At 73.3% G+C, this 24321-nt stretch carries 22 protein-coding genes; 9 read left to right on the top strand and 13 right to left on the bottom strand.

Annotation, left to right across the window (positions count from 1 at the left end):
• Positions 1–42: 42 nt before the first annotated feature.
• The 3 genes from ACZ7RU_RS22405 (at position 43) to ACZ7RU_RS22395 (ending at position 4401) form a co-directional block, all read left to right on the top strand.
• On the top strand, positions 43–990 hold the full coding sequence (locus ACZ7RU_RS22405; RefSeq protein ID WP_470342696.1) for an ABC transporter substrate-binding protein: 948 nt from the start codon (positions 43–45) through the stop codon (positions 988–990).
• Between the two features lie 188 nt (positions 991–1178).
• Positions 1179–1766 carry a hypothetical protein gene (locus ACZ7RU_RS22400; RefSeq protein ID WP_470342695.1) on the top strand — a complete coding sequence of 196 codons (588 nt, stop codon included), beginning with the start codon at positions 1179–1181 and terminating at the stop codon, positions 1764–1766.
• A 580-nt stretch (positions 1767–2346) separates the two neighbouring features.
• Positions 2347–4401 (top strand): glycosyl hydrolase family 18 protein, encoded by a 2055-nt coding sequence (locus ACZ7RU_RS22395; protein WP_470342694.1) that lies wholly within the window; start codon positions 2347–2349, stop codon positions 4399–4401.
• A 165-nt stretch (positions 4402–4566) separates the two neighbouring features.
• Here ACZ7RU_RS22395 and ACZ7RU_RS22390 read toward each other — a convergent pair whose 3' ends face one another.
• From ACZ7RU_RS22390 to ACZ7RU_RS22360, 7 genes are all read right to left on the bottom strand, one after another.
• On the bottom strand, positions 4567–5931 hold the full coding sequence (locus ACZ7RU_RS22390; RefSeq protein WP_470342693.1) for a multidrug effflux MFS transporter: 1365 nt from the start codon (positions 5929–5931) through the stop codon (positions 4567–4569).
• Between the two features lie 279 nt (positions 5932–6210).
• Complete coding sequence (locus tag ACZ7RU_RS22385; protein ID WP_470342692.1) at positions 6211–6693, bottom strand: hypothetical protein; 483 nt, start codon at positions 6691–6693, stop codon at positions 6211–6213.
• 381 nt (positions 6694–7074) lie between these two features.
• Positions 7075–7953 carry an alkaline phosphatase family protein gene (locus ACZ7RU_RS22380; RefSeq protein ID WP_470342691.1) on the bottom strand — a complete coding sequence of 293 codons (879 nt, stop codon included), beginning with the start codon at positions 7951–7953 and terminating at the stop codon, positions 7075–7077.
• 227 nt (positions 7954–8180) lie between these two features.
• Entirely contained in the window at positions 8181–8558 is a 378-nt protein-coding gene (locus ACZ7RU_RS22375; protein WP_470342690.1) for an ADP-ribosylation/crystallin J1, read from the bottom strand.
• Positions 8559–8634: 76 nt separating this feature from the next.
• The gene (locus ACZ7RU_RS22370; RefSeq protein WP_470342689.1) at positions 8635–9822 is read right to left on the bottom strand and encodes an acyl-CoA dehydrogenase family protein; all 1188 of its coding nucleotides are present in this window, start codon (positions 9820–9822) and stop codon (positions 8635–8637) included.
• Positions 9823–10156: 334 nt separating this feature from the next.
• Positions 10157–10465 (bottom strand): AzlD domain-containing protein, encoded by a 309-nt coding sequence (locus ACZ7RU_RS22365; RefSeq protein ID WP_470342688.1) that lies wholly within the window; start codon positions 10463–10465, stop codon positions 10157–10159.
• The gene (locus ACZ7RU_RS22360) at positions 10465–11214 is read right to left on the bottom strand and encodes an AzlC family ABC transporter permease (protein ID WP_470342687.1); all 750 of its coding nucleotides are present in this window, start codon (positions 11212–11214) and stop codon (positions 10465–10467) included. The genes ACZ7RU_RS22365 and ACZ7RU_RS22360 overlap by 1 nt, the downstream gene beginning before the upstream one ends.
• A 159-nt stretch (positions 11215–11373) precedes the next feature.
• Here ACZ7RU_RS22360 and ACZ7RU_RS22355 point away from each other — a divergent pair, with 159 nt between their 5' ends.
• Positions 11374–11997 carry a helix-turn-helix domain-containing protein gene (locus ACZ7RU_RS22355; RefSeq protein WP_470342686.1) on the top strand — a complete coding sequence of 208 codons (624 nt, stop codon included), beginning with the start codon at positions 11374–11376 and terminating at the stop codon, positions 11995–11997.
• 45 nt (positions 11998–12042) lie between these two features.
• Here the strand turns inward: ACZ7RU_RS22355 and ACZ7RU_RS22350 are convergent, their stop codons facing one another.
• Positions 12043–13974, bottom strand: a complete 1932-nt coding sequence (locus ACZ7RU_RS22350) for a cholesterol oxidase substrate-binding domain-containing protein (RefSeq protein WP_470342685.1) — start codon at positions 13972–13974, stop codon at positions 12043–12045.
• A gap of 362 nt (positions 13975–14336) precedes the next feature.
• Here ACZ7RU_RS22350 and ACZ7RU_RS22345 point away from each other — a divergent pair, with 362 nt between their 5' ends.
• Both ACZ7RU_RS22345 and ACZ7RU_RS22340 read left to right on the top strand, forming a co-directional pair.
• Positions 14337–15074, top strand: coding sequence for a carbon-nitrogen hydrolase family protein (locus tag ACZ7RU_RS22345; protein ID WP_470342684.1), 738 nt, complete (start codon positions 14337–14339; stop codon positions 15072–15074).
• Positions 15075–15205: 131 nt separating this feature from the next.
• On the top strand, positions 15206–16612 hold the full coding sequence (locus ACZ7RU_RS22340; RefSeq protein WP_470342683.1) for a class II fumarate hydratase: 1407 nt from the start codon (positions 15206–15208) through the stop codon (positions 16610–16612).
• Positions 16613–16753: 141 nt separating this feature from the next.
• Here the strand turns inward: ACZ7RU_RS22340 and ACZ7RU_RS22335 are convergent, their stop codons facing one another.
• On the bottom strand, positions 16754–17227 hold the full coding sequence (locus tag ACZ7RU_RS22335; RefSeq protein WP_470342682.1) for an SPW repeat protein: 474 nt from the start codon (positions 17225–17227) through the stop codon (positions 16754–16756).
• 185 nt (positions 17228–17412) lie between these two features.
• On the opposite strand from ACZ7RU_RS22335, the gene ACZ7RU_RS22330 reads away from it, so the two are divergent.
• A complete protein-coding gene (locus ACZ7RU_RS22330) occupies positions 17413–17967 on the top strand; it encodes a PadR family transcriptional regulator (RefSeq protein WP_470342681.1) in 555 nt (184 codons plus the stop codon).
• A gap of 106 nt (positions 17968–18073) precedes the next feature.
• A complete protein-coding gene (locus ACZ7RU_RS22325; protein WP_470342680.1) occupies positions 18074–19789 on the top strand; it encodes an acyl-CoA dehydrogenase family protein in 1716 nt (571 codons plus the stop codon).
• A 99-nt stretch (positions 19790–19888) separates the two neighbouring features.
• Here ACZ7RU_RS22325 and ACZ7RU_RS22320 read toward each other — a convergent pair whose 3' ends face one another.
• From ACZ7RU_RS22320 to ACZ7RU_RS22305, 4 genes are all read right to left on the bottom strand, one after another.
• Positions 19889–20599: a response regulator gene (locus tag ACZ7RU_RS22320; protein WP_470342679.1), complete on the bottom strand. Its 711-nt coding sequence runs from the start codon at positions 20597–20599 to the stop codon at positions 19889–19891.
• A 348-nt stretch (positions 20600–20947) separates the two neighbouring features.
• A complete protein-coding gene (locus tag ACZ7RU_RS22315) occupies positions 20948–21670 on the bottom strand; it encodes a hypothetical protein (protein ID WP_470342678.1) in 723 nt (240 codons plus the stop codon).
• Between the two features lie 34 nt (positions 21671–21704).
• Complete coding sequence (locus ACZ7RU_RS22310) at positions 21705–22115, bottom strand: hypothetical protein (RefSeq protein ID WP_470342677.1); 411 nt, start codon at positions 22113–22115, stop codon at positions 21705–21707.
• Entirely contained in the window at positions 22112–22504 is a 393-nt protein-coding gene (locus tag ACZ7RU_RS22305) for a hypothetical protein (protein WP_470342676.1), read from the bottom strand. Before ACZ7RU_RS22305 ends, ACZ7RU_RS22310 begins: the two co-directional genes overlap by 4 nt.
• Before the next feature lie 276 nt (positions 22505–22780).
• On the opposite strand from ACZ7RU_RS22305, the gene ACZ7RU_RS22300 reads away from it, so the two are divergent.
• Positions 22781–24142, top strand: a complete 1362-nt coding sequence (locus tag ACZ7RU_RS22300; RefSeq protein ID WP_470342675.1) for a phosphoribosyltransferase family protein — start codon at positions 22781–22783, stop codon at positions 24140–24142.
• Positions 24143–24321 lie beyond the last annotated feature (179 nt).

Here is a 24321-nt window from a genome sequence, read left to right as displayed (position 1 = left end):
CCTCATCGTCTCCCCTCCCGTTCCGGAAGGACATCTGTCACCATGTCGACAATCAACCGAAGCCGCCGCGCCGCCGTCCTCGGCACCCTCGCCGCGCTCGCCCTCGGCGCCACCGCCTGCGGCTCCTCCGGCGGCGACCCGCTCGCCGGGGGTTCGAGCGCCTCGGCCCCCGCGGGCGGCTCCGGCGGCGCGGGCGGTTCCGGGTCGACCGTCGTGGTCGGCTCGGCCAACTTCCCGGAGAACGTCCTGCTCGGATCGATCTACTCGCAGGCGCTCAAGGCCAAGGGCGTCAAGGTCCAGGAGAAGTTCAACATCGGCAGCCGCGAGGTGCTCTACGGGCAGTTGCAGAGCGGCAACCTGACCGTCCTTCCGGAGTACAACGGCTCGCTGCTCGCCTACCTGGACGCCAAGTCCACCGCCGCCACCACCCAGGACGTGAACGCGGCGCTCACCAAGACGCTGCCCGCCTCGCTGGGCATCCTCGACTCCTCCCCGGCCGAGGACAAGGACTCGCTCAGCGTCACCCAGGAGACGGCCGACAAGAACGGCCTCAAGAGCATCGCCGATCTCGCCGCCAAGGCCGGCGAGTTCACCATCGGTGGGCCGCCGGAGTTCAAGACCCGCCGCGAGCAGCAGCTCAAGGACGTCTACGGGCTGACCTTCAAGGAGTGGAAGCCCACCGCCGACACCACCGCGAACGCGCTCAAGGACGGCAGCATCCAGGTCGGCAACGTGTTCACCACCGACCCGAAGATCGCCCAGTACAAGCTCGTACCGCTGGCCGACCCGAAGGACATCTTCGGCGCCCAGAACATCACCCCGCTGGTCAACAAGGCGGGCGTGGACGCGACCGCGACGGCGGCGCTCAACGCGGTGTCGGCCAAGCTCGACACGGCCGGGCTGATGGCGCTGATGAAGCGCGTGTCGGTGGACAAGGAGGACCCGTCCACGGTCGCCAAGGACTGGCTGAAGTCCAACAGTCTCGGCTGACGGCCGACCGATCGACCGGACAGCCGGCCGATCACGCCGACAGCCGGCCGGTCGCGCCGGTCGGCCGGCCCACCTGACGGCGGCCCGGAGGAGCTTCCTCCGGGCCGCCGTCCGCCGTTCCGGAGATCCCCTTCCGGCTGCCGGAGGGACCTTCCCTTCCACGCCGCGAACATGACAGTCTGGGCGCCATGCGCACTCGTCTCCTCGCCGCCACCCTCACGGCACTCGCCGCGGTGAGCCTCGCTGCCTGCTCCAGTTCCAGTTCCGGATCGGGCTCGGCCACGGCCACGGCCTCGGGCAAGGCCACCGCCGCGGCAGGCTCCCCCACCGCCACGGCCGCCTCGACCGCCGCGCCCTCCGACGCCGCCGCCACGCCCTCGGCCCCCGCGCCCGGTTCGGTCGCCCCCACGGCCGACGGCGCCACCGGCGCACCCGCGCCCGACGCCGGCGCCCCGGGAGCCCCCGCACCGGCCAAGCCCGCCCCGCCCGCCGACGCCGGACTCCCCGCCAAGCCGGGCGACGACCTGACGGCCAAGCTGGTCTCCGCCCTGGACGCGATCGACCCGGCGATCGTCGGCGGCAAGCCGGACCAGGCCGTGGACCGGGCGCGCAACCAGTGCCAGGCGATGTACCAGTTCCCCAAGGACAAGCAGAAGCTGGTCGACCTGGCCAACCAGCGCTTCACCTCCGCCGACCACCCGCAGGGCTTCGGACCGGACACCGCCGCGAAGATCAACGAGGCGCTGCTCGCCACGCTCTGCCCGCCGTCCCGCTGACCCACCGGTCCGGACCGCAGACCCCCGGATCCCCGAATCCCCGAATCCCCGAATCCCGGAGATCCGGGGATCCCCGGTCCCTGGATCTGCGACACCATGGACCGCCCGGTGTCCTGAGCGCCGGGCCGCCGTGGCCGCGCCCCTTCCCGGGTGCGCGGCCACGGTCTTCTCGTTTCCGGCACCTGTCGCCGCCGACGTCGCCACCCCTCCCCGCCCCTGGGCGCACACCCGCCCCCTTACGCCGCGCGGGCCGTGTGCTGACGAACTGTTAGGTCTCTTGACAGACCAGTGGTCTAGTCCAAACATAAGCATGTCGATCCGACCGGGATGCACTGTGGGGGTGTGACCACCGGCGGCTGAGGCACTGCCCTGCCCTGCTCCGCCCCACCCCCGCTCCGTACGGCGCGCGCATCCGCACGCCGCCCGCGTCCACGCGAGTCGGTGGGCCTTCGCACGCCCGAACACCGCACTCCCGATTTCCGACCCGGTCCCGGGCCCGCGGCCGACCCCACACGGCCGTCCCGTCAGGACCGACCGCACCTCCCCAACGTCCTGCCCCACCAAGTCTGTTGGAGAATCCATGCGCCTTCGCCGAACAGTCCAGGCCGTGTTGACGGCCTGCGCCACGCTGGTCGCCTCGGCCGGCCTGGTCGCCGCCGGGACGAGCTCCGCCCAGGCCGCCACCCCGCTTCCCAACCGGGTCTTCGCCCCCTACTTCGAGGCCTGGACCGGCCAGAGCCCGGCCCAGCTGGCCGCACAGTCCGGCGCCAAGCACCTGACCATGGCGTTCCTCCAGACCGCCACCAAGGGTTCCTGCACGCCGTACTGGAACGGCGACACCTCCATGCCGGTCGCCTCCGCGACCTTCGGCGCCGACATCGCGACCATCCGCGCCAACGGCGGGGACGTGATCCCGTCCTTCGGCGGCTACACCGCCGACAACACCGGCACCGAACTGGCCGACAGCTGCACCGATGTCAACCAGATCGCGGCCGCCTTCGAGAACGTGATCACCACCTACGACATCAGCCGGATCGACCTCGACATCGAGGACAACTCGCTGACCAACAGCGGCGGGATCGACCGCCGCAACAAGGCGATCAAGCTGGTGCAGGACTGGGCCGCCACCAAGGGCCGGAATATCCAGTTCTCCTACACCCTGCCGACCACCACCTCCGGGCTGGCCGACAGCGGCCTCGCGGTGCTGCGCAACGCGGTCAGCAACAACGCGCGGATCGACGTCGTCAACATGATGACCTTCGACTACTACGACAACGCCGCCCACGACATGGCGGCCGACACCCAGACCTCCGCGCAGGGCCTCTACAACCAGCTCGCCAAGCTCTACCCGTCCAAGACCCCCGCCCAGCTGTGGGGTTCGATCGGGATCACCGAGATGATCGGTGTCGACGACTTCGGCCCGGCCGAGACCTTCACCCTGGCCAACGCCAACACCGTGTACAACTGGGCGGTCGCCAAGGGCATCAACACGCTGTCCTTCTGGGCGCTCCAGCGTGACAACGGCGGCTGCCCGGGCACCAAGGGCAACGACAACTGCTCCGGGATCGCCCAGAACACCTGGGACTTCACCCACATCTTCGCGCCGTTCACCAGCGGCTCGACGGTGAACAACGACTTCTCGGTGTCGGTCAGCCCCAACTCCGCCACGGTCGCCGCCGGTTCGTCCACCTCCGCGACCGTCGCGACGGCCGTCACAGCGGGCTCGGCGCAGAGCGTCAGCCTCACGGTCAGCGGCGCCCCGGCGGGCGTCACCGCCACCGTCACCCCCGGCAGCGTCACCGCCGGCAACAGCGCCACGCTGAACCTCTCCACCACCTCCTCGGTGACGCCCGGGAGCTACCCGATCACGGTCACCGGCGCGGCGGCCTCCGGCAGCCACACCAGCACCTTCACCCTGAACGTCACCGGCACCCAGCCGGGCAACGACTTCTCGGTCGCCGTGAACCCGAAGTCCGGTACGGTCGCGGCCGGTTCCTCCACCTCGGCCGCCGTCGCGACGGCCGTCACGGCGGGCTCGGCGCAGAACCTCAACCTCACGGTCAGCGGCGCCCCGGCGGGCGTCACCGCCACCGTCACCCCCGGCAGCGTCACCGCCGGCAACAGCGCCACGCTGGACCTCTCCACCACCTCGGCCGCGGCGCCGGGCACTTACCCGCTGTCCGTCACCGCCACCGGGCCGTCCGGCAGCCACACCGCGACCTACACGCTGACCGTCACCGGGACCGGTCCGACGACCGGCCTGGTCAACGGCGACCTGGAGAGCGGCAGCCTGACCCCGTGGACCTGCCAGAGCGGCGGCGCCGTGGTCTCCACCCCGGTCCACTCCGGCACCAAGGCGCTGCAGGCCGCGGCCTCCGCGAGCCAGACCGGCGAGTGCTCGCAGACCGTCACGCTGAAGCCCAACACCAGCTACACGCTAAGCGGTTGGGTGCAGGGCAACTACGCCTACGTCGGCGTCAACGGCGGCGCCACCGCCAGCGCCTGGGCCAACTCCTCCGGCTGGACCAAGGTGTCCGTTCCCTTCACCACCGGCGCCAACGGCACCGTCACGGTGTACCTGCACGGCTGGTACGGCCAGGGCAACGTGTACGGGGACGACTTCTCCATCGCCTGAGTCCGCCTCGGGTGACGAAGGGCGAATGACGAACGACGACTAACAGATGACAGCTGACAGATTTCAACATCTGTCAGCTGTCATCTGTCTTCCGTCCGGTGTCACCTGTCCGCTGCCGTTCCCGGTTGCCCGGCCGTGACCCCGCCGCCCGTCAGCCGCCGGCCGTCACCCGCCAGTGGTTGCCGCCCGCATCCGCGCGGGTCGGCACAGCGCCAGGTACGCCGCCGTCGCCAGCACCCCGCAGACCAGGACCACCAGCGCCAGCAGCACCGCCGACGGCTGACCGCCGAGGCTGCTCAGCGGTGCGACCACCGCACCGCACAGGAAGTTGCCCGTCCCGAGCAGCGCCGACGCCGTACCCGCCACCTGCGGCTCGACCAGGCCGAGCGCCTGGGCGGCGGTGTTCGGCAGCAGCACGCCCAGGCTGCCCATCATCACGAACAGCGGCGGGCAGAAGCCGGCCAGCCCGAAGTCCCACACCGTCGTCAGCAGCACCAGCGCCACCCCGGCGGCGACCGCCGCCGCGAGGCTGCCCAGCATCAGCGCCCGCTGGGTGAAGCGCGGGGCCAGCAACCGCCCGTTCACCTGGGTCATCACCACGATCGCGAACGAGTTCAGCCCGAACAGCAGGCTGTAGGTCTGCGGCGAGACCTGGTACACGTGCTGGAGCACCGTCGAGGACCCGCTGATGTAGCCGAACAGCGCCCCGAAGGCGAGGGAACTGGTCAGTGCCAGCCCGAGGAACGGCAGGTTGCGCAGCAGTCGGCCCATCGTCCGCAGGGTGGCGCCCACCCCGCCGGCGTGCCGGGTCTCCGGCGGAAGCGTCTCGCGCAGCACCCCGAACGAGACCAGGACGAGCAGCAGCCCGAGCGCCGTGAGCACGCCGAAGGTGCCGCGCCACGAGGTGAACCGCATCAGCTGCGCGCCGACGATCGGGGCGAGGATCGGCGCCAGCCCGGATATCAGGGCGATCGAGGCGAGGAAGCGCAGCAGAGCGACGCCCTGGAAGCGGTCCCGGGAGACGGCGCGCCCGATCACCAGCCCGGCGGAGCCCGCCGCGCCCTGGACGAAGCGGGCGGCGATCAGCACCGTCAGGTTCGGCGCGAACACGCACACCAGGCTGGACAGGGTGTAGAGGACGAGCCCCGCGAGCAGCGGCGGGCGGCGCCCGAAGCGGTCGCTGAGCGGTCCGAAGAGCAGCTGCCCGGCCGCGACCCCGAACATCGAGAAGGTCAGGGTGAGCTGGACGGCGGCCGGCTGGGCGACCAGGTCGTCGGCGATCGCGGGCAGGCCCGGGAGGTAGAGGTCGGTGGTGAGAGGGCCGAGCGCGGTGAGGCCGCCGAGGGCGGCGATCACGGCCCAGCCCGGACGGCCCTGTCCGGCGACGGACGCGACGCCGGACGCGGCGACGGAGGCGGCAACCGGTGTGGCGGGTGTGGCGACGGAGGCGGCAACAGGTGTGGTGGTAGCAGGTGTGGTGGTGGCAGCGGTCGACGTGTCGTCGGTGGGGCCGACGGTCGGGCCGGGCATGGTTCTCCTTACGGGCGGGCGACGTGGGGCTCGTTCGCGCTCCGTCCTATCGCAGCCCGGTCCGGTTCCGACAGCGGGGGTGCGAGCTGTTCGGCCGTGAGGGTGTGTTCGGGCGGGTCGCCCGTCGCCCGCTCCGCGCCCGCGCACGACGGCGGCCCGCCCGCACCTTCCGGTGCGCGGCGGGCCGTTTCCGTCCCCAGGTCAGGTCGGCCGGGAACGGTCGTCCAGGCTGGTCGGGCGGGCTGCCGGCCGGCCGGCGCCCCGGACCGACCGCCGGACTCAGCGCTTGGCGACGTGCTCGGCGCGCAGCGCCGCCTGCACCGCCGCGCCGTCCTGCCAGGCGTAGAGCTGGTTGCCGGTCAGCGCCACGTTGTAGTGCCCGCAGGTGCCGCTCGCCCTGGCCGCGACGTTCTCGGGGAACCAGCCGGCCTTGAGCGACTCCGGCACCGGGTGGGCGCTCTTGCCCGGCAGCCCGACGGTGCAGCCGGCCGGCAGCCGGCCCTCCGGGAGGGTGGCGTGCAGCAGACGGTCGTCGCCCTTGGTGGACATCAGGTACTTCACGCCGGAGGCGTTGTCGGGCAGCCAGGTCGGCATCGACCGGCGGTCGGCCTTGGCCTGGGTGCCGGTCTCGTACGAGCCCTGTTGCTGGTGGTGCTCGTCGTACCAGTCGGACACCCGCGGGCCGATTGCCACCGCTGCCACGGCGACGGCCATGCCGGTGCCCGCGACTCCCAGCGCGACCTTGCTCACGATGCCCTTCATGCCCGACTGCCCTTTCCGTGTCCTGACCTGTGCGACTGTTGCCGCCCGTCTCCGGCGCGGCCGCTCGGGCCGGCGCCACCGGTCCGGCCTGCGTACCCCGCCGTCCGGTGTCACCATCGTGGCCCGCCCGGACCCCTCGGATCGTCACCACCAGGTCGCGATGTCGTCTCCGACCCACGGGGTACCGCCTCCACCTTCAGGCGTACGCCGTTCGGCGCAGACCCTGAGGCCCGCGGGTTCCGGGCCCCGCCCGGGTAGGTACACCCCGGTCGGACGCGGCCCGAGCCCCGATCGAGCCTCGCCCAAGCGCGGCGCCGCCGCAGCCCGGCGTGCTGCACCCGGGGCACCGGCGGTAGAGCGCGGCCCGGCCCGCCCGCGTTGTCAGACCGCCGCCGGTACCGGCCGGGCGACCGGGAACGGGCGGCCGTCGAGGGTCCAGTGCGGGTCGATCGGGCGCAGCAGCGAGGCGTACACCTGGGCGGCGACGTCCGGGTGGCGGATCTCGCCGGTGGGCGGTCCGGCCGGGATGCCGTGTCCGGCGCAGGCGACCCAGGCCGTCCGCTCCTCGGCCGTGCGACCGCCGTGGCCGCCGGCGTCCACGTGCCCGTGGTCGGTGACGACGATGACCGTCCACTGCTCCTCGGCGTGGGTCGCCCGGCCGCGGACGGCGTCGAGGAGGCGGCCGAGGCGCTCGTCGGCGGTGCGCATGGACGCGCGGTACTCGTCGCCGCAGCCCCGGAAGTGGGCGGTCTCGTCGACGGCGCCGAGGTAGACGAAGGAGGCCTCGGGGTCGGCAGTGCCGAGGACGTGGACGGCTTCCCGGGTGACCTCCTCGTCCACGTCCTCCCAGGCCTCGGGGGTGTCCTCGGCGGGGGCGACGTAGGAGAGCTGGCCGGGGGCGCGGAACAGCGGGCCGCCGGACTCGTTGATCATCAGCGGGTCCCAGCCGGCCGCGACGAAGGTGCGGCGGCGGTCGCCCCGGGCGAGCCGGGTGGCGAAGTCGGGGAAGACGTCGAGCCGGTTGCCGCCCAGGTGGTTGCCCCAGACCCCGTGCTTGGCGGGTTCGACCCCGGTCACGATGGTGGCCCAGCACGGCCCGGACATGGTGGGCGTGGTGTCCGCGACGGTGACCGGCACCAGGAACCCGGCCTCGGCGACCTCCCCCAGCCGCGGCATCGGCACCTGCGCCAGGTAGTCGTGGCGGACGCCGTCGATCCCGACGACGAGCACGCGCGGGCGGGGCCACTGGGCAGCGGACATGGTGGGTGTTCCTTTCGGTCGTGCGCACCCGGCCGCGCCCGCCGAGGGCGCCGCCGACCGCGTCACTCTTCACCGGCCGCCGTACCGGTCGGCGTCCCGGCACCGAACTCCGGGTGTCCACGAGGTGTCGGAAGGGCGCCGGGAAGCCGTCGGGAGGTGGTCCGCGACCCACCCGTCCGGAACGGGCCGTCCGTCAGCGCCACGGGCCGCTCGGGACTGTGAGCCCCTCATGGCTGTGGGCGGAACTCGCGGACGACCTCGATGCGGCCGACGATGTGCCGGTTGAACTCGGCCAACTCCTCGGCAGGCACCCAGAGTTCGAGGATCGTCCGGCCACCCGCCCGCTGAACGGGGTAGCGGGCGAGGAACGCGGTGTCGACCTCGAAGCGGGTGACGTAGCCGACGCCGGAGGCGCGCACGTTCCAGTCCCGGGCGATCCGGATCGCGTAGTCCTCGTTGAGGACGGGATAGAAGATCGGCTGCTCGGGCAGGCGGGGCGGCCAGGCGCGCCAGTCGGCGGCCTCGACCAGGGCCAGCTCCTCGGGGCCGGTGGGGCGCCAGAGGGTGGTGGTCGGGGGCGGCGTCGGGACGAACCGGCTGGTCATGGCAGGGACGGTAGCCGGGCCGCGGCGGGCCCGGCCACCGGTTTTCCCGGGCCGGATCGTGGCGGCCGGCCGCCCGTCAGCGGTAGGCGGACTCACCGGTGATGGCCTCGCCGAGGACCAGGGTGTGGATCTCGCTGGTGCCCTCGTAGGTGAGCACCGACTCCAGGTTGTTGGCGTGCCGCAGTACCGGGTACTCGGTGGTGATGCCGTTGGCCCCGAGGACGGTCCGGGCACTGCGGGCGATCTCCAGCGCGGTGCGGACGTTGTTGAGCTTGCCGAAGCTGACGTGCGGCGGGCGGGCCGCGCCCTGCTCCTTGAGCCGGCCGATCCGCAGGGCGACCAGGTACGCCTTCTCGACCTCCAGCATCATCTCGACCAGCTTCTGCTGGGTCAGCTGGAAGCCCGCGATCGGGCGGTCGAACTGGATCCGGCTCTTGGCGTACTCCAGGGCGGAGGTGTAGCAGTCGCGGGCGGCGCCGACGGTGCCCCAGAGGATGCCGTAGCGGGCCTCGTTGAGGGAGGAGAGCGGTCCGCGCAGGCCGACCGTTCCGGGCAGCACGGCGTCAGCGGGCAGCACGACCTCGTCGAAGGCCAGCTCGCTGGTGACGGAGGCGCGCAGCGAGAGCTTGCCGTGCACGTCGGTGGCGGTCAGGCCGCGGGTGCCGCGCTCGACCAGGAAGCCGCGCACGCCCTCCTCGGTCTGCGCCCAGACCACGGCGACGTCGGCGATGCTGCCGTTGGTGATCCACATCTTGCTGCCGGACAGCACCCAGTCGCCGCCCTCGCCGCCCTTCCGCACCGCCCGGGTGCGCATGTTGGCCGGGTCCGAGCCGAAGTCCGGCTCGGTGAGGCCGAAGCAGCCGATCAGCTCGCCGGCGGCCATGCCGGGCAGCCAGCGCTGCTTCTGTTCCTCGGAACCGAAGGCGTGGATGGAACGCATCGCCAGCGAGCCCTGGACGGAGACGAAGCTGCGCAGCCCGGAGTCGGCCGCCTCCAGCTCCATGCAGGCCACCCCGTACGCCACCGCGTCGGCGCCCGCGCAGCCGTAGCCGTCGAGGTGCATGCCGAGCACGCCCAGGGCGCCGAGTTCGGGGGCGAGTTCGCGGGCCGGGAAGACCCCGCGCTCGAACCAGTCGCCGATGTGCGGGCGGATGCGCTCCTCGGTGAACCGGCGCACGGTGTCGCGGACCAGCCGCTCCTCGTCGGAGAGCAGGTCGCCGACGGCGAGCAGGTCGGACGGGTCGATCCGGTTCGGCTTCGTCATTGAAGCTCCTTGTACTCTCGGCGGAACACCGGCGGAATACCGGCGAGTATTCCGCACCCGGCCGAGCGGTGGGCGGGCACGAGCGAGTGAGGATGGCGACACCTCCGGCAGCACGTCCGGCCGACCAGAACGCGCGGCGCGGAAGCGGGCCGAACGCAAGTTCAAGGTGTGGGAGCTGCTGTGGGACAGCAAGCGGCCTGAGGTGCAGGCGGAGCGGCTGGCCGACTGGCCGGGCGAGGACCACTGACGGCACACAGGCAAACAAGTGACGGACGACGGCTGACAGACGACGACTGACAGATAACAGCTGACAGATTTCAAACTCTGTCAGCTGTCACCCCACCCCGCAGAGCCGCAGCAGCGCCGTCGTCGCCGCACCCGCGACGACCACCGCCGGGAACGGCGCCCGGCGCAACGCGAGCACTCCCGCGACCAGTACGCCCGCCGACCGGGCCCAGCCCGCGAAGCCGTGCCCCTCGGTCAGCGCGCCGGTGGCGATCAGAGCCACCAGCAGGACCGCCGCCGCGACGGCCAGCAGATGCCGCAGCCGCTCCGAGAGCGCCAGCCGGCCCGCGAGCAACGGCCCGGCCAGGCGGTAGGCGTACGTTCCGGCCGCGAACAACAGCACTGCGTACAGCGGCATCATCGGACCGCCTCCTTCTCCACGCTCTCCGCGTCCGCCGCGTTCCGCCCGTCCGCCGTTTTCCGGCCGCCCGTCTCCCCCGCCACCGGCCGTCCGGCGAACAGCAGCCCGACCAGGGCGAGCAGCACCGGCAGTCCGGCCGGGGCGAACGGTGTGGCCGCGACCGCGACCCCGGCGCCCACCACCGCCGCCGTACGGGTTCGGCGGTCCGAGAGCGCGGGCAGGACGAGCGCGAGCAGTACCGCGGGGAAGGCCGCATCCAGGCCGAGCGCGTCGGTGTCGCCGATCAGCCCACCCGCGAGTGCGCCGAGCAGCACCGAGATGTTCCAGACCACGTACAGCGCGATCCCGCACAGCCAGTACACGGCCCGGCGGCGGCGCGGGTCGCTCTGCCGCAGGGCGAAGGCGGCGGTCTCGTCGGTGAGCAGCTGCGCCCCCACCAGTCGCCGCCACCAGGGGCCGTCGAGCACGTCGGCCATGGTGAAGCCGAAGGGGAGCAGCCGGGCGTTGAGCACCAGTCCGGTGGCGACCGCGGCGAGGGCGCCGCCGCCGGAGAGCACCACGCCGACCGCCGCGAACTGGGAGCCGCCGGCGAACACCAGGACGGAGAGGGCGACCGGCACCCAGAGGGGCAGACCGCCGGAGACGCTGATCGCGCCGAAGGAGGCGCCGACGAGGGCGTCGGCCAGGCAGACCAGAGCGACATCCCGAAGGGTGGCACGCTCTGGTGTTCGGAGTAGCGAACCCATGTTCATTAGAGTGAACCGACTCGATCCGTTCGTCAAGCCGAACAGTTGGACCGCTGAAGCGAACGACGGCTGACGGAGCCGGTCGTGGCAGCATGAACGGCGACACCAGCCGAAGCGGAGCCGCACGAAGGGGCCAGGAGGAAGCGTGAGTGGCGAGCAATGAGTGAACAGACCACCCCGGCCACGAGCACCGGCAGCTCCGGCCGCCCCGACAGCAACAGCGGCAGCGGCAGCGGTGCCGAGCTGATCGGCCAGATCGCCACCTCGATCCGGCGCGAGCGCGAGCGCGCTGGGCTGTCGATGGCCGAGCTGGCCCGGCGCGCGGGCATCGCCAAGTCCACGCTCTCCCAACTGGAGTCGGGCGCGGGCAACCCCAGCGTGGAGACGCTCTGGGCGCTCGGGGTCGCGCTGAACGTGCCGTTCAGCCGGCTCGTCGACCCGCCGCGCCCGGTGGTCAAGGTGATCCGGGCCGGCGAGGGCCCGGTGACCCACTCCGAGCGCGCCGACTACGCCGCCACCGCGCTCTCCTCCTGCCCGCCCAACGCCCGGCGCGACATCTACCGGATCGAGGCGCAGCCGGGCGAGGCCAGGGCCTCCGATCCGCACATGCCCGGCACCGTCGAGCACGTGATGATCGGCGCCGGGCGGGCGCTGGTCGGGCCGACGGAGGCGCCGGTCGAGCTGGGCCCGGGCGACTACGTGAGCTACCCGGGCGACGCCCCGCACGTGTTCCGCGCCCTGGTGCCGGACACCCTCGCGGTGATCGTCATGGAGCACATCTGACGCACCTGACCGGCGGTACGCCGCATACCTCCGGCAGTGCTCCGACTACTTCAACAACCCGTCCAGGAACGGGTTTCCGAACACCCGGTACGGGTCGTGGCGGTCCAGGACGGCGACCGCCTCGTCCCAACCGGGCCCGCCGCCGGCCCGCAGGCTGTCGGGGATGACCCGGCCGAGCAGGTCGGGGTCGGACCAGGCGGCGTCATCGGTGTACGCCCAGCCCTTGGACCACTCGACCCGCAGGCCCGCCCGGGTGCCGTCGAAGGTGCGCAGCAGCCACTGCTCCAACTCCCGGGCGAAGCGCTCGAGTCCGGGTGTGCCGGGGAAGGCGAGGACGTCCAGCCAGACCGCCGTGTCCCACTCGGGGCGGTCGGCGCGCGGGCGCAGCGCGGACAGCAGCGGCGGCCGGGCGCCGGGGATGCCGGAGGAGGCCGGGTCGTCCAGCCCGGTGGCCCGGATCTCCACCGCGCCGTTCACCGGGAACTCACCCCGGGCCTGGTAGGTGGCGAGCAACTCCCGGTAGTAGGCGGCGAATTCGCTGACCACCCACTGGAGGTCGGCACGCTTGGCGAGGATCGCGTAGCCGTTGGCGGTGACCCGCAGGGTGGTCGGGCGGACGTACTGGAGCAGGGTGCGCGAGGGGCCCCAGAGGTCGGACCGCAGGCCGCCGGCCAGCAGGTGGGTGAGCACCTCGCCGCTGAGCAGGCGGCGCAGCAGGGCGCCGGAGAGCAGGACGTCCGTGATGTCACCGGTCAGTCCCACCTTGGCGACCAGGTACTGGAGTCGGCCGAACAGCGGGGCCGAGGCCCAGGCGCCGGTGACGATCTCACCGGCGAGCCTGGCGACCGGCTCCGGGAGGTTGTCCGAGAAGGGGTAGTTGTAGGGGTGGTCGACGGACAGGGAGGCGAGCGGCTTGTTCGGGGTGACGCTCCAGGTCTTGAGCCAGGGGTACTCGGTGTAGGCGAACCAGATCGCCTCGACCCGGCCGTCGCGTTCCACGAAGTCGGCGAAGGTGCGCGGGCCTCCCTCGCCACCGAGGACGCCCCCCAGCACCCCGCCAAGCCCGCCGCCCCCGCCCGCGCCCGCGCCCGTTCCGGAGCCCGGACGGGCGAAGAGCTCGCTCGCCGGGATGTCGAGCCGGCTGACGCAGCGCAGCTGGCGGTCGGCGCCGGCCCGTAGCACCACCTCGGTGAGGAAGGCGCGGCCCAGGTGCACCAGGAAGGCGGCGCTGTCCGCCTCGGAGCGATCGAAGGTGCGCAGCGTGTAGCGGCCGGTGCCCGGATCGACGACGACGGCGGTGAGCCGGACCACCTGGTTGCTGACCGAGCCGTAGCCGTGGCCCTCCGGCCGCACCTCGCCGGCGGCCGGCAGGGCCGTGCCGTGGCCGCCGATGGCGAGCACGCCGCCGACGGTGATCTCGCCGGGGGCCGGGCAGGCGGTCAGGCCGAGGCCGCGGTCGGCCAGGTGGGCGAGCAGGGCCTCCATGGTGGCGCCGGTCTGCACCCGGACGGTGTCGGGCGAGTCCGCGCTGATCGCGGTGAGGTGCCGGCTGGTGTCCACGAGCAGGACCCGGGCGCTCTCCGGGGTCCCGGCGGCGACGGTGAGCGGCGCCCAGGTGTGCCGGTAGCCGGAAGCGCGCAGCCGCCAGCCGTTGGCGTGCGCCCAGTCGGCGAGGGCCGGGACCTCCTCGGGGGTGCGGGGCGCGCAGGTCCACAGCTGGTCGGTGCGGATCTCCCCGGACCAGTTCTGGAAGACCCGCTGGTAGACCTCGGTGCCGGCGGGCAGCCCGGGCGGTACGGGCGTGGCGGCCTCGGCGCTGTCCGGGCCGATGGTGCCGCGCAGCAGCCAGGCCGCGCCGCCGAGTGCCGCCGACGCCCCGAGCAGCCGGCGGCGGGTGAGGCCGCCGGAGGCACCCCGCGCCGCGCCCTGCCCCGCGCCCGCCGGAGCCGTCAGGGGCACGTTCGCCGGGGCGTCCACCTGGGCATTCGTCGGGGCCGTCCCCTCCGCTGCGGCCCCGTCACCCGTTCCGCCCCTCGGGCCGTGTCCTGTGGTCATCCGTCCGTCCGCCCCTCGCGCTGGTTCCCCCGGGCCGAGCTGCGGCGATCCGGGGCCGGCCGGAGTCCCCCCGGCCCGGTCCGGAGCGTACGAAGGGGCGCGCGGCAGTTTGAAGCGACCGCCGAGGATCTCACTCCTTCGAGTGAGATCGACCCGATCGGCACCAGGAGCCCCGCCCGTCCTGCCCCGCATCCGCCCGAAGGCCGTTGCCCACTTCCTCGGCGGCCGCATAGGTTGATCATCATCACCCAGCCCACCGCACCCCACCCGCCGGAGGCTCCGCCGTGTCCCCGACCGCGACCGCGTCGCTGACCATCACCGCCGCCCAGCCCCGCTGCGCGGCCGCCCGCCGTCCCGACACCGTGGCCGAGAACATCGCCCTGCACGCCACAGCGGTACGCGAGGCGGACACCCGGCTGGTGGTGTTCCCCGAGCTGTCGCTGACCGGCTACGACCTGGCCGCACCGGCCGTCGACCCGGCGGACGCCCGCCTCGCACCGCTGGTCGCCGCCTGCGCGCAGACCGGTGCCGTCGCCCTGGTAGGAGCGCCGGTCGCCGAGGCCGACGGTCGCGAGTTCATCGCCACGCTGGCGGTCACCGGAGAGGGCGCCGAGGTCGTCTACCGGAAGATGCGCCTGCACGGCGCCGAGGACGAACGCTTCGCCCCCGGCGAGAAGCCCGTGGTCCTGGAGCTGGACGGCATGCGGCTCGGCCTGGCCATCTGCGCGGACGCCGCCGACCCGGCGCACGCCGCGGAGACCGCCGCGCTCGGCATCGACGCCTACGTCGCGTCCACCCTCTACGGGCCCGGCGCCGCCCAGGCCGAGCGCCGGGACGGCCACTTCCGCGACCGGGCCGCCGCCCACGGGGTGTGGTGCGTGCTCGCGACCTGCGCCGGGGCCACCGGCGAGTACCCGGACAGCTCGGGCGGCTCCGGCGTCTGGGCTCCGGGCGGCGACCTCGTGGTCCAGGCCGGCACCGCTCCGGGCGAACTGGTCCGCGTCGAGCTGCCCGGGCGGTAGGCGCTCGGGCGGTCGGGACCCGGCCGGAAACCGGATCACCCCGAGCGGAAATACCCGGGACCCCTCGGCGGCTGTGGTGATCGGAGATCCGTTCCGGGCCGTTGCGGCCCGTACAGGAGGTGCAGCGCACGATGGGTGGCCAGCAGGAACAGCCGCAGGAGTACCGGATCGAGCACGACTCGATGGGCGAGGTCCGGGTGCCGGCCGACGCGAAGTGGCAGGCGCAGACGCAGCGGGCGGTGGAGAACTTCCCGGTGTCCGGCCAGCGGCTGGAGCGGGCGCACATCGCCGCGCTGGCCCGGATCAAGGCCGCCGCGGCCCGGGTCAACGCCCGGCTCGGGGTGCTGGAGGAGGAGACGGCCGAGGCGATCGCGGCGGCGGCCGAGGAGGTCGCGGAGGGGCGCTGGGACGACCAGTTCCCGGTGGACGTGTTCCAGACCGGTTCGGGCACCTCGTCCAACATGAACACCAACGAGGTGATCGCCACCCTGGCCGGGGAGCGGCTGGGCCGGCCGGTCCACCCGAACGACCACGTCAACGCCAGTCAGTCGTCCAACGACGTCTTCCCGTCCTCGATCCACATCGCCGCCACCGCCGCCGTCACCCACGACCTGGTCCCGGCGCTGGAGCACCTCGCGGAGGCGCTGGAGCGCAAGGCCGCCGAGTTCGCCCGGGTGGTCAAGTCGGGCCGCACGCACCTGATGGACGCCACTCCCGTCACGCTCGGCCAGGAGTTCGGCGGCTACGCGGCGCAGGTGCGGCACGGGCGGGAGCGGCTGCTGGCCACTCTCCCGCGAGTGGCCGAACTCCCGCTCGGCGGCACGGCGGTGGGCACCGGCATCAACACCCCGCCCGGGTTCCCGGCCGCCGTCATCGCGGAGGTCGCCCGCGCCACCGACCTGCCGCTGACCGAGGCCAGGGACCACTTCGAGGCGCAGGGCGCGCGGGACGCCCTGGTCGAGCTGAGCGGTCAGCTGCGCACCGTGGCGGTCGGGTTCACGAAGATCGCGAACGACCTGCGGTGGATGGGGTCCGGTCCGCGCACCGGCCTCGGCGAGATCAACCTGCCGGACCTCCAGCCCGGTTCGTCGATCATGCCGGGCAAGGTGAACCCGGTGCTGCCCGAGGTGGTGCTGATGGTGGCCGCCCAGGTGGTGGGCAACGACGCGACGGTCACGCTGGCGGGCGCGAGCGGCAACTTCGAGCTGAACGTGATGCTCCCGGTGATCGCCCGCAACGTGCTGGAGTCGGTGCGGCTGCTCGCCAACAGCGCCCGGCTGCTGGCCGACCGGACGGTGGACGGCATCACCGCCAACGTCGAACGGGCTCGGGAGTACGCGGAGTCCTCGCCCTCGGTGGTGACCCCGCTGAACCGCTACATCGGGTACGAGGAGGCCGCGAAGGTCGCCAAGCAGGCACTGGCCGAGCGCAAGACGATCCGTCAGGTGGTGCTGGAGCGCGGCTACCTCGAGCAGGGCCTGCTGACCGGGGAGCAGCTGGACGAGGCCCTGGACGTGCTGCGGATGACCCACCCCTGAGCCGCTGACGCGCCCCTGAACGGCTGACGCACCCCTGAACAGCCGGTACGGCCCCGGGCGGCCGACGCCGCCCGCCGGGACGTGCGCCGGGGCGCGGCGGGCGACAGGCCCTCCGCGCCCCGGCACGGGCTGCGGGGAAGATCAGCCCTTTGCGCGGCCGGCCCGGCCGCGCCGCATCGACGCTCCGTTCGACGTCATGGTCGCCATCGAGATCGCCGCGAGGCCGAGCAGGAACATCACAGCGCCCACGATCATGCAGGTCACGATGTTCTTGCCGTGCGCGACGGACCCGGAGACGACCCATGGGGAGATGATCGTCCAGACACCGAGCGCGGCGGCCGCCCAGGCCCGCGCGTGGGTGCGTTCGTAGGCCGATCCGTAGCCGGCCATCAGGACCGTGTAGGCCAGACCCACGATCAGGCAGGTCACGGTCAGGGTGCTGTACGCGGTGAAGCCGACGATCCATGGCGATGCCGCCAGGAAGAGGCCGGCCAGGACGGCCAGGGCTTCGATCCCCTGGGCCCGGGGGGTCGAGGTGACCCGCTCGTAGCGTTCGCGAAGTTCGACGATGTCCGGATGGTGCTCCATGCCCGTCGTCGGGATATGGGTTGCCACCGATACCACCTCCTGTGGTCGGAACCGGTAAGGCGCTTGCCCCGTACCCATTCTGGCGCTTATCTAACGTTTTGCACCCGATAGCCCGGAATGGCAGATAACCATCCGATCACGCCGGTGACCTGTGTCTCAACCGTCCGGGTCGCCATTGCCTATGCAACTCGTTGCATAGCAGGATGCGGGCCATGGCACTGGAGCACGCGATCCTCGTCTCGCTGCTGGAGCAGCCCGGCTCCGGCTACGAGCTGGCCCGGCGGTTCGACCGCTCGATCGGACGCTTCTGGACCGCCACCCACCAGCAGATCTACCGGGTGCTGCGGCGGATGGAGGCGGACGGCTGGGTGGCCGCGCAGGAGGTCTCCCAGGACGGGCGCCCGGACAAGAAGGTGTACTCGGCGGCCGAGGCCGGACGGGCCGCGCTGGCCGGCTGGCTGCGCGAGCCGGTCGAGCCGGAGACCGTCCGGCACGAGCTCGCGGTCAAGATCCGGGCCGCCGCCTTCGACGACCCGGCCGCACTGGTCTCCGAGGTCGAACGGCACCGCGAGAGCCATGCCGCGCTGCTCGCCCGCTACCTGCACGGCGAGCAGCGGGACTTCCCCGACGCCACCGCGCTCGACGCCCGCCGGCAGCTGCAGCACGTGGTGCTGCGCGGCGGCATCGAGTACGAGCGGATGACGCTCGCCTGGCTCGACGACGTGCTCGCCACCCTGCGCCGGCTCGCCGCCGACCGGCCCTCCTGACGGCCGCGTCCTGACCGGCCTCGGCCGTTCAGGACGCTTAGGCCGCTCCGGCCGCTCCGGCCGCCGCCCCGCCCTCTTCACACCCTCGACCCCCGGGAGCCCCTCGATGCTCTTCAACCCGCGCAACTACGACCCCGCACAGTTCGACGAGCCGACCCGCCGGCTGCTGCGCGCGACGGTGGACTGGTTCGAGTCCCGCGGCAAGAAGGCGCTGATCGACACCTACATCGACCGCAGCTGGTACGCCGACTTCCTGGACTTCGCCGCGAAGGAGGGCCTGTTCGCGGAGTTCCTGACCCCCTCCGCGGCCGACCCCGACAAGCGCTGGGACACCGCGCGGATCGCCGAACTGAACGAGATCCTCGGCTTCTACGGCCTCGGCTACTGGTACACCTGGCAGGTCACCATCCTGGGCCTCGGCCCGGTCTGGCAGAGCGCCAACGAGGCCGTCCGCGCCCGCGCCGCCAAGCTCCTCGCGGAGGGCCACGTGATGGCCTTCGGCCTCTCCGAGCGCAGCCACGGCGCCGACATCTACTCCACCGACATGATCCTCACCCCGGACGGCGAGGGCGGCTTCACCGCGACCGGCTCCAAGTACTACATCGGCAACGGCAACGTGGCCGGCCTGGTCTCGGTGTTCGGCCGCCGCGCGGACGTCGAGGGCCCGGAGGGCTACGTCTTCTTCGCCGCCGACAGCCGCCACGACGCGTACCACCTGGTCAAGAACGTGGTGAACGCGCAGATGTACGTCAGCGAGTTCCGCCTGGAGGACTACCCGGTGCGCGCCGAGGACGTGCTGCACACCGGACAGGCCGCCTTCGACGCCGCGCTCAACACCGTCAACGTCGGCAAGTTCAACCTCTGCACCGCCTCGATCGGCATCTGCGAGCACGCGATGTACGAGGCCGTCACGCACGCCCACAACCGGATGCTGTACGGCAAGCGGGTCACCGACTTCCCGCACGTCAAGCGGGAGTTGACCGATGCGTACGTCCGCCTGGCGGCGATGAAGCTGTTCAGCGCGCGGGCCGTGGACTACTTCCGCACCGCCTCCCCCGACGACCGCCGCTACCTGCTGTTCAACCCGATGACCAAGATGAAGGTCACCACCGAGGGCGAGAAGGTCATCGACCTGATGTGGGACGTCATCGCGGCCAAGGGCTTCGAGGCGGACACCTACTTCGACAAGGCCGCGAAGGACATCCGCGGCCTGCCGAAGCTGGAGGGCACCGTCCACGTCAACCTGGCGCTGATCCTCAAGTTCATGGGCAACTACCTGTTCGCCCCGGCCGACTACGCTCCGGTGCCGACCCGCCTGGACGCCACCGACGACGCCTTCCTGTTCCGGCAGGGCCCGGCCCGCGGCCTCGGCGCGATCCGCTTCCACGACTGGCGCACCGCCTACGACCGCCACGCCGAGCTGCCCAACGTCGCCCGCTTCCGCGAACAGGCCGACGGCTTCTGCGCGTTGCTGCTCGAGAACGCGCCGAGCAAGGAGCAGCAGGCGGACCTGGACTTCCTGCTGGAGATCGGCCAGCTGTTCGCGCTGATCGTCTACGGCCAGCTGGTCCTTGAGCAGGCCGAGTTGACCGGCCTGACCGCGTCCGAGCACGGCGGCGACGTGCTCGACCGGATCTTCGACGCGCTGGTCCGCGACTTCTCCGCGCACGCGACCGAGCTGCACGGGAAGGCCTCGGCCACCAAGGAGCAGGCCGCCTGGGCGCTGGCGAACGTCCGCCGCCCGGTCGCCGACCCGGCGCGGGACGCCCGGGTCTGGGCGCAGGTCGAGGCGCTCTCCGGCGCGTACGAGATGCGGCCGTAAGGCCCGGACGGCAAGGCCCCGGGGGTGCCGGTCGGCGGGCCGGCACCCCCGGTTCAACGCTCCGGGTTGGCCCGGCGTTCAGCGGGCCGGCCCGGCCGTTCAGCGCTCCGGGTTGGCCCGATCGTCGCCGAGGCCCATGTCGCGGGCCCGGGCGACCGCCTCGGCGCGGGTGGCGACGTGCAGCTTCTCGAAGATGTGGGTGATGTGGTTGCGGACGGTCTTCTCCGCGACCACCAGCTCCCGGGCGATCCGCCGGTTGTCCAGCCCGCGCGCGACCAGGTCCAGCACCTCGGCCTCGCGGGCGGTGAGTTCGGGGAAGAGCTGTCCCGCCTCGCGCATCTTCGCCCCGGCCAGCAGGGCGGTGATCCGTCCGGCCACCTCGCCGCCGAACACGGCGCCGCCCGCGGCGACCGTCCGCACCGCGTGCAGCACCTCCTCCCGCCCGGCGCCCTTGACCAGGTAGCCGCGCGCGCCCGCCTGGAGGGCGGCGAGCAGGTTGCCGTCGTCGTCCGACATGGTCAGCATCAGCACCGGCGGCGGCGCCTCCTGGGTGGCGAGCTGCCGGACGGCCTCCAGCCCGGAGCCGTCGGGCAGCGAGAGGTCCATGATCACCACGGTCGGGCGGTGCCGGGCGACCGCCTCCGGAACGTCGGCGACCCGCTCGGCCTCGGCGACCACGAGGATGCCCTCGGCGCTCTCCAGCGCCGCCTTGAGCCCCTCCCGGAAGAGCGGGTGGTCGTCGACGATCAGCACACGGACGGACGGGTCGCCGCCCGGGTACGCGGGTGCCACCGGCTGTTCTTCATCCACCCGGCCGACACTATCAGCGGCGATCACGCGACTTTCCGTGACGTGCTCGCGGAGTCCTCAGCGTGTCGGGGCCGGGACGGGCCGGGGCGGTGCTCGGTACGGTTCCGGCCGGTTCGGGACGGGAGTCGTGACCGGTGCCCCAGGCGCCCGCGACACCGGGCCGTCCAGACGGGATCCTCACCCGGTTCACGCTCCGGGCGCGCGGAGGGCGGACCGCCGGGCTCCCCCGAACTTCCCTGGCTCCGTCGCCGGAACCCCGTCCCGCCGACCCGGCCCGTCTGGGGGCGGCGCAAACCGGCCACCGCGGGGTGGCCGGGCAGGGCGCCCCGCTGGTGCTGTTCATCGACATCAGGTGGTTCTCCGGTCTTCTTCTCGAGTGACCGATCGAGGTCGATCGCTCCGGTCTCGACTCTGCGGACCGGCCTGCCCCGAGCGCATGGGCCTGCCGTCCGATTCCGGCCCCGGAACCGCGCCGGGTGCGCCGACGCGGCCCAGCACCGCGGTGACCGGTCCGCGCCGGCCGGCCCGCAGGCCGTACCGCTCCCCCGCCCGGACGTAGACCAAGTCACCGGCGAGCAACGGAACTTCACCGAGGTCGCCGAGGAAGACGGCGGCCCCGGAGAGGAGCACCAGGAAGGCGTCGGCGGCCCGGTCGGCGTACGGCCCGCAGGTGCCATCCTGGTCGAGCCGCACGGCGCCCACCTCCACCTGCCGCCAGCTCGCGGCGGGCGCGGAGTTCGACCGCTGGATCGGGACGGCGGCCCGGAGCGGGGCGGGCCGGACGGTGAGCACGGTGGTCGGCGCACCGCGGACGGCGGAGATCCGGCAGGAGGTGCCGGGCCGGTGGTGCAGCGCCTCGCCCGGGGAGAGGATCCGACCGGCCGCGAACAGCCGGCCGGAGAGCACCACGGTCACCGACTCGACGGACTCGTAGGGGAGTTGCTCGACCTGGACGCCCGGCGGCAGCGCCTCGACGGTCAGTCCGGCGCGGATGGCCGGCCGCTGCTCCGGGTCGATCAGCCGCTGGAACGCGGGCGCGGTGCGCGGGAGCGCGGCGGGGACGAGTATCACGAGGGCCTCCTCTGACGAGGACTGGCGGGACCGGTCAGGGCCGGTCGCGGCGGGCGGCGCGGCGTCGGGCCAGGGCGGCCCGGGTGCCGGCGCGGTGCCGGGGGACGGCGAGGGTCAGGCAGAGCAGTTCCGCGCCGAGCGGTCCGGCCTCAAGGTGCAGGGTGCGGCCGCGGCGGGCCAGCAGCAGGTCGCCTTCGGAGGCCAAGTGGTCCGGCTCGTCGGACAGTCGGCCGACGACGGCGGCTCCGCGCAGCACGTGCAGCACGGTCTCGGCGTCGGGCCGGCCCCGGAGCACGTGGTGGGCGCCCGGGCTCAGCCGCAGGTGGTCGAAGGCCTCGCAGGCGCTGGCGAGCATCGGGCTCCGGGCGAGGGAGCGGATCCGTACGCGTTCGCCGTTCGGACCGATGACGACCATGGCCGCGCCGGTGTCGGTGGTGACGATCACCTGGGGTCACCTTCTTCGGGAGAGGCTTCGGACGGGTGTGCGGAGGAGGCGGGGACGGCGAGCAGGGCGTGGAAGTACTCCAGCCCGGCCGTCCCGGCGGTCAGGACGGTTCGCGAGCCGAGCGGCAGCACGACCGCGGTGCCCTCGACCAGCGGCAGGCCGGCGTCGGCGCGCTCGGGGTGGTCCGGGTGCACGGCGTCCTCGGGCAGTTCGGCGAGCCCGGAGCCGGCGGTGACGTAGAGCGCGTGCTCGACGCCGTCGGCGGCCACCTCGGTGCTCCGGCCCGGGTCGAGTCGTTGCAGGCCGACACCGCGCAGCGGTCCGGCGAGCAGGCGGCCGGGGTCGACAGCGCCTCGGCGGCGCAGGTCGGTGATGACGGTGCCCGACATGACGGGCGCTCCTTCCGGTCGCGGGCGGGCTCTGCGGTCCGCCTCTGCGATCCACCGTGCGCCGCCCGTTGTCCCGGCCACACGGGGGTCTCGTCCCGTCCGGATCCCGACCCGATCCCACCCCGGATCCCGGCCCGATCCCGACCGACCCCAGCCGACTCCCGCCCGCCGTCCCGCCCGCGGTCCCGGCCGCCACTCAACCGGCCCCGCCCCCGGCCCCTCCGTGACCGCCCCGAGCCGACCGGAACGACGTACGGTGGAACCGGAGGCCGTGTCATGCACGTCACCGGAACCCACTTCACCCGCTTCGCCGACCGCACCGAGGCAGGCCGTCGGCTGGCCGCCCGGCTCGGCCACCTGGCCGGCCCCGGCACCGTGATCGTGGCGCTGCCGAGGGGCGGCGTACCGGTGGCCGCCGAGGTCGCCGCGGCGCTCGGCGCACCACTGGACATCTGCGTGATCCGCAAGCTCGGCGTGCCCTACCAGCCGGAGCTCGGCATGGGGGCGATCGGCGAGGACGGCGTCCGGGTGCTGAACGACCAGGTCATCCGGTTCGCCGCGGTCACCGACGGGCAACTGGCCGAGGTGGAGCGGCTGGAGCGCGCCGAGCTGGCGCGCCGGGCCCGCCGCTACCGGGGCGACCGGCCGCCCGCCGACCTGCGGGGACGCACCGTGGTCGTGGTGGACGACGGCATCGCCACCGGGTCCACCGCCCGGGCGGCCTGCCGGATCGTCCGGGAGCGCGGCGCGGCCCGGGTGGTGCTCGCGGTGCCGGTCGCGCCCGCGGACTGGGCCGAGCGCCTCGACGAGGTCGCCGACGAGCTGGTCTGCGTCGACACCCCGTCCCCGTTCTACGCGATCGGCGAGTTCTACGCCGACTTCTCGCAGACCGAGGACGAGGAGGTGCTGCGGCTGCTGGCCGAGTCCCGCGCCGACCCGCCCGCCGGCTCGGCCGGGGTGGACCGCGAGCTGCCGCTGCCCGTCGCCGGGGTCCGCCTGGCGGGCCGGCTGACCGTCCCGGCCGACGCGCGCGGGGTCGTCGTCTTCGCGCACGGCAGCGGCAGCGGGCGGCACAGCCCGCGCAACCGGCAGGTCGCCGGGTACCTGAACCGCACCGGGCTGGCCACGCTGCTGTTCGACCTGCTCACCGAGGCCGAGGAGGCCGACCCGCGGAACGTGTTCGACGTGGCGATGCTGGGCGGCCGACTGACCGCCGTCGCCCGGCGGCTGGGCGCGACGGACGACGACCCGGACGCCGCGGTGCCCGAGACCCGGGGCCTGCCGCTCGGCCTGTTCGGCGCCAGCACCGGCGCCGCGGCCGCGCTGCACACCGCCGCCGAGCTGGGCCCGGCGGTCCGCGCCGTGGTCTCCCGGGGCGGCCGCCCGGACCTCGCCGCACCCGACACGCTGGCCCGGGTCCGCGCCCCGACGCTGCTCGTCGTCGGCTCCCTGGACGCCACCGTGCTCGACCTCAACCGGCAGACCCGGAGCCGGCTGCGCTGCGAGACCGCGCTGGCGGTGGTGCCGCACGCGAGCCACCTGTTCGAGGAGCCGGGGACGCTGGACCGGGTCGCCGAGCTCGCCTCGGACTGGTTCCTCCGCCACCTCCCGCGCCCCGCCGGCCCCGGAAGTGCGTGACCGCCCCATTGCACAGTCTTCGGGCATCACCCCCGGTCGGCAGCGCATTTTGCTCAGCCAACAGCGGGATTTTCTGATCAGCTTGTACACATTGAGCAGTCAAAATCCCACCTGTTGCCCAACCACCCCGACAGGAGCAAGCTCTCCGCAACCACACCGCCCACCCGTTCGGTGCGGTC

The organism is Kitasatospora sp. NPDC114501 (genome assembly GCF_055633695.1).
This window is presented reverse-complemented; position numbering and strand designations above follow the sequence as displayed.

What these genes read in the sequence shown, in the direction of transcription:
- ACZ7RU_RS22330 (WP_470342681.1), top strand. Translation starts at nt 17,413, where the DNA reads ATGGCACTGGAGCACGCGATCCTCGTCTCGCTGCTGGAGCAGCCCGGC.
- ACZ7RU_RS22375 (WP_470342690.1), bottom strand. Translation starts at nt 8,558, where the DNA reads ATGACCAGCCGGTTCGTCCCGACGCCGCCCCCGACCACCACCCTCTGG.
- ACZ7RU_RS22390 (WP_470342693.1), bottom strand. Translation starts at nt 5,931, where the DNA reads ATGCCCGGCCCGACCGTCGGCCCCACCGACGACACGTCGACCGCTGCC.
- ACZ7RU_RS22405 (WP_470342696.1), top strand. Translation starts at nt 43, where the DNA reads ATGTCGACAATCAACCGAAGCCGCCGCGCCGCCGTCCTCGGCACCCTC.
- ACZ7RU_RS22365 (WP_470342688.1), bottom strand. Translation starts at nt 10,465, where the DNA reads ATGCCGCTGTACGCAGTGCTGTTGTTCGCGGCCGGAACGTACGCCTAC.
- ACZ7RU_RS22395 (WP_470342694.1), top strand. Translation starts at nt 2,347, where the DNA reads ATGCGCCTTCGCCGAACAGTCCAGGCCGTGTTGACGGCCTGCGCCACG.
- ACZ7RU_RS22325 (WP_470342680.1), top strand. Translation starts at nt 18,074, where the DNA reads ATGCTCTTCAACCCGCGCAACTACGACCCCGCACAGTTCGACGAGCCG.
- ACZ7RU_RS22300 (WP_470342675.1), top strand. Translation starts at nt 22,781, where the DNA reads ATGCACGTCACCGGAACCCACTTCACCCGCTTCGCCGACCGCACCGAG.
- ACZ7RU_RS22370 (WP_470342689.1), bottom strand. Translation starts at nt 9,822, where the DNA reads ATGACGAAGCCGAACCGGATCGACCCGTCCGACCTGCTCGCCGTCGGC.
- ACZ7RU_RS22380 (WP_470342691.1), bottom strand. Translation starts at nt 7,953, where the DNA reads ATGTCCGCTGCCCAGTGGCCCCGCCCGCGCGTGCTCGTCGTCGGGATC.
- ACZ7RU_RS22305 (WP_470342676.1), bottom strand. Translation starts at nt 22,504, where the DNA reads ATGTCGGGCACCGTCATCACCGACCTGCGCCGCCGAGGCGCTGTCGAC.
- ACZ7RU_RS22385 (WP_470342692.1), bottom strand. Translation starts at nt 6,693, where the DNA reads ATGAAGGGCATCGTGAGCAAGGTCGCGCTGGGAGTCGCGGGCACCGGC.
- ACZ7RU_RS22340 (WP_470342683.1), top strand. Translation starts at nt 15,206, where the DNA reads ATGGGTGGCCAGCAGGAACAGCCGCAGGAGTACCGGATCGAGCACGAC.
- ACZ7RU_RS22360 (WP_470342687.1), bottom strand. Translation starts at nt 11,214, where the DNA reads ATGGGTTCGCTACTCCGAACACCAGAGCGTGCCACCCTTCGGGATGTC.
- ACZ7RU_RS22355 (WP_470342686.1), top strand. Translation starts at nt 11,374, where the DNA reads ATGAGTGAACAGACCACCCCGGCCACGAGCACCGGCAGCTCCGGCCGC.
- ACZ7RU_RS22400 (WP_470342695.1), top strand. Translation starts at nt 1,179, where the DNA reads ATGCGCACTCGTCTCCTCGCCGCCACCCTCACGGCACTCGCCGCGGTG.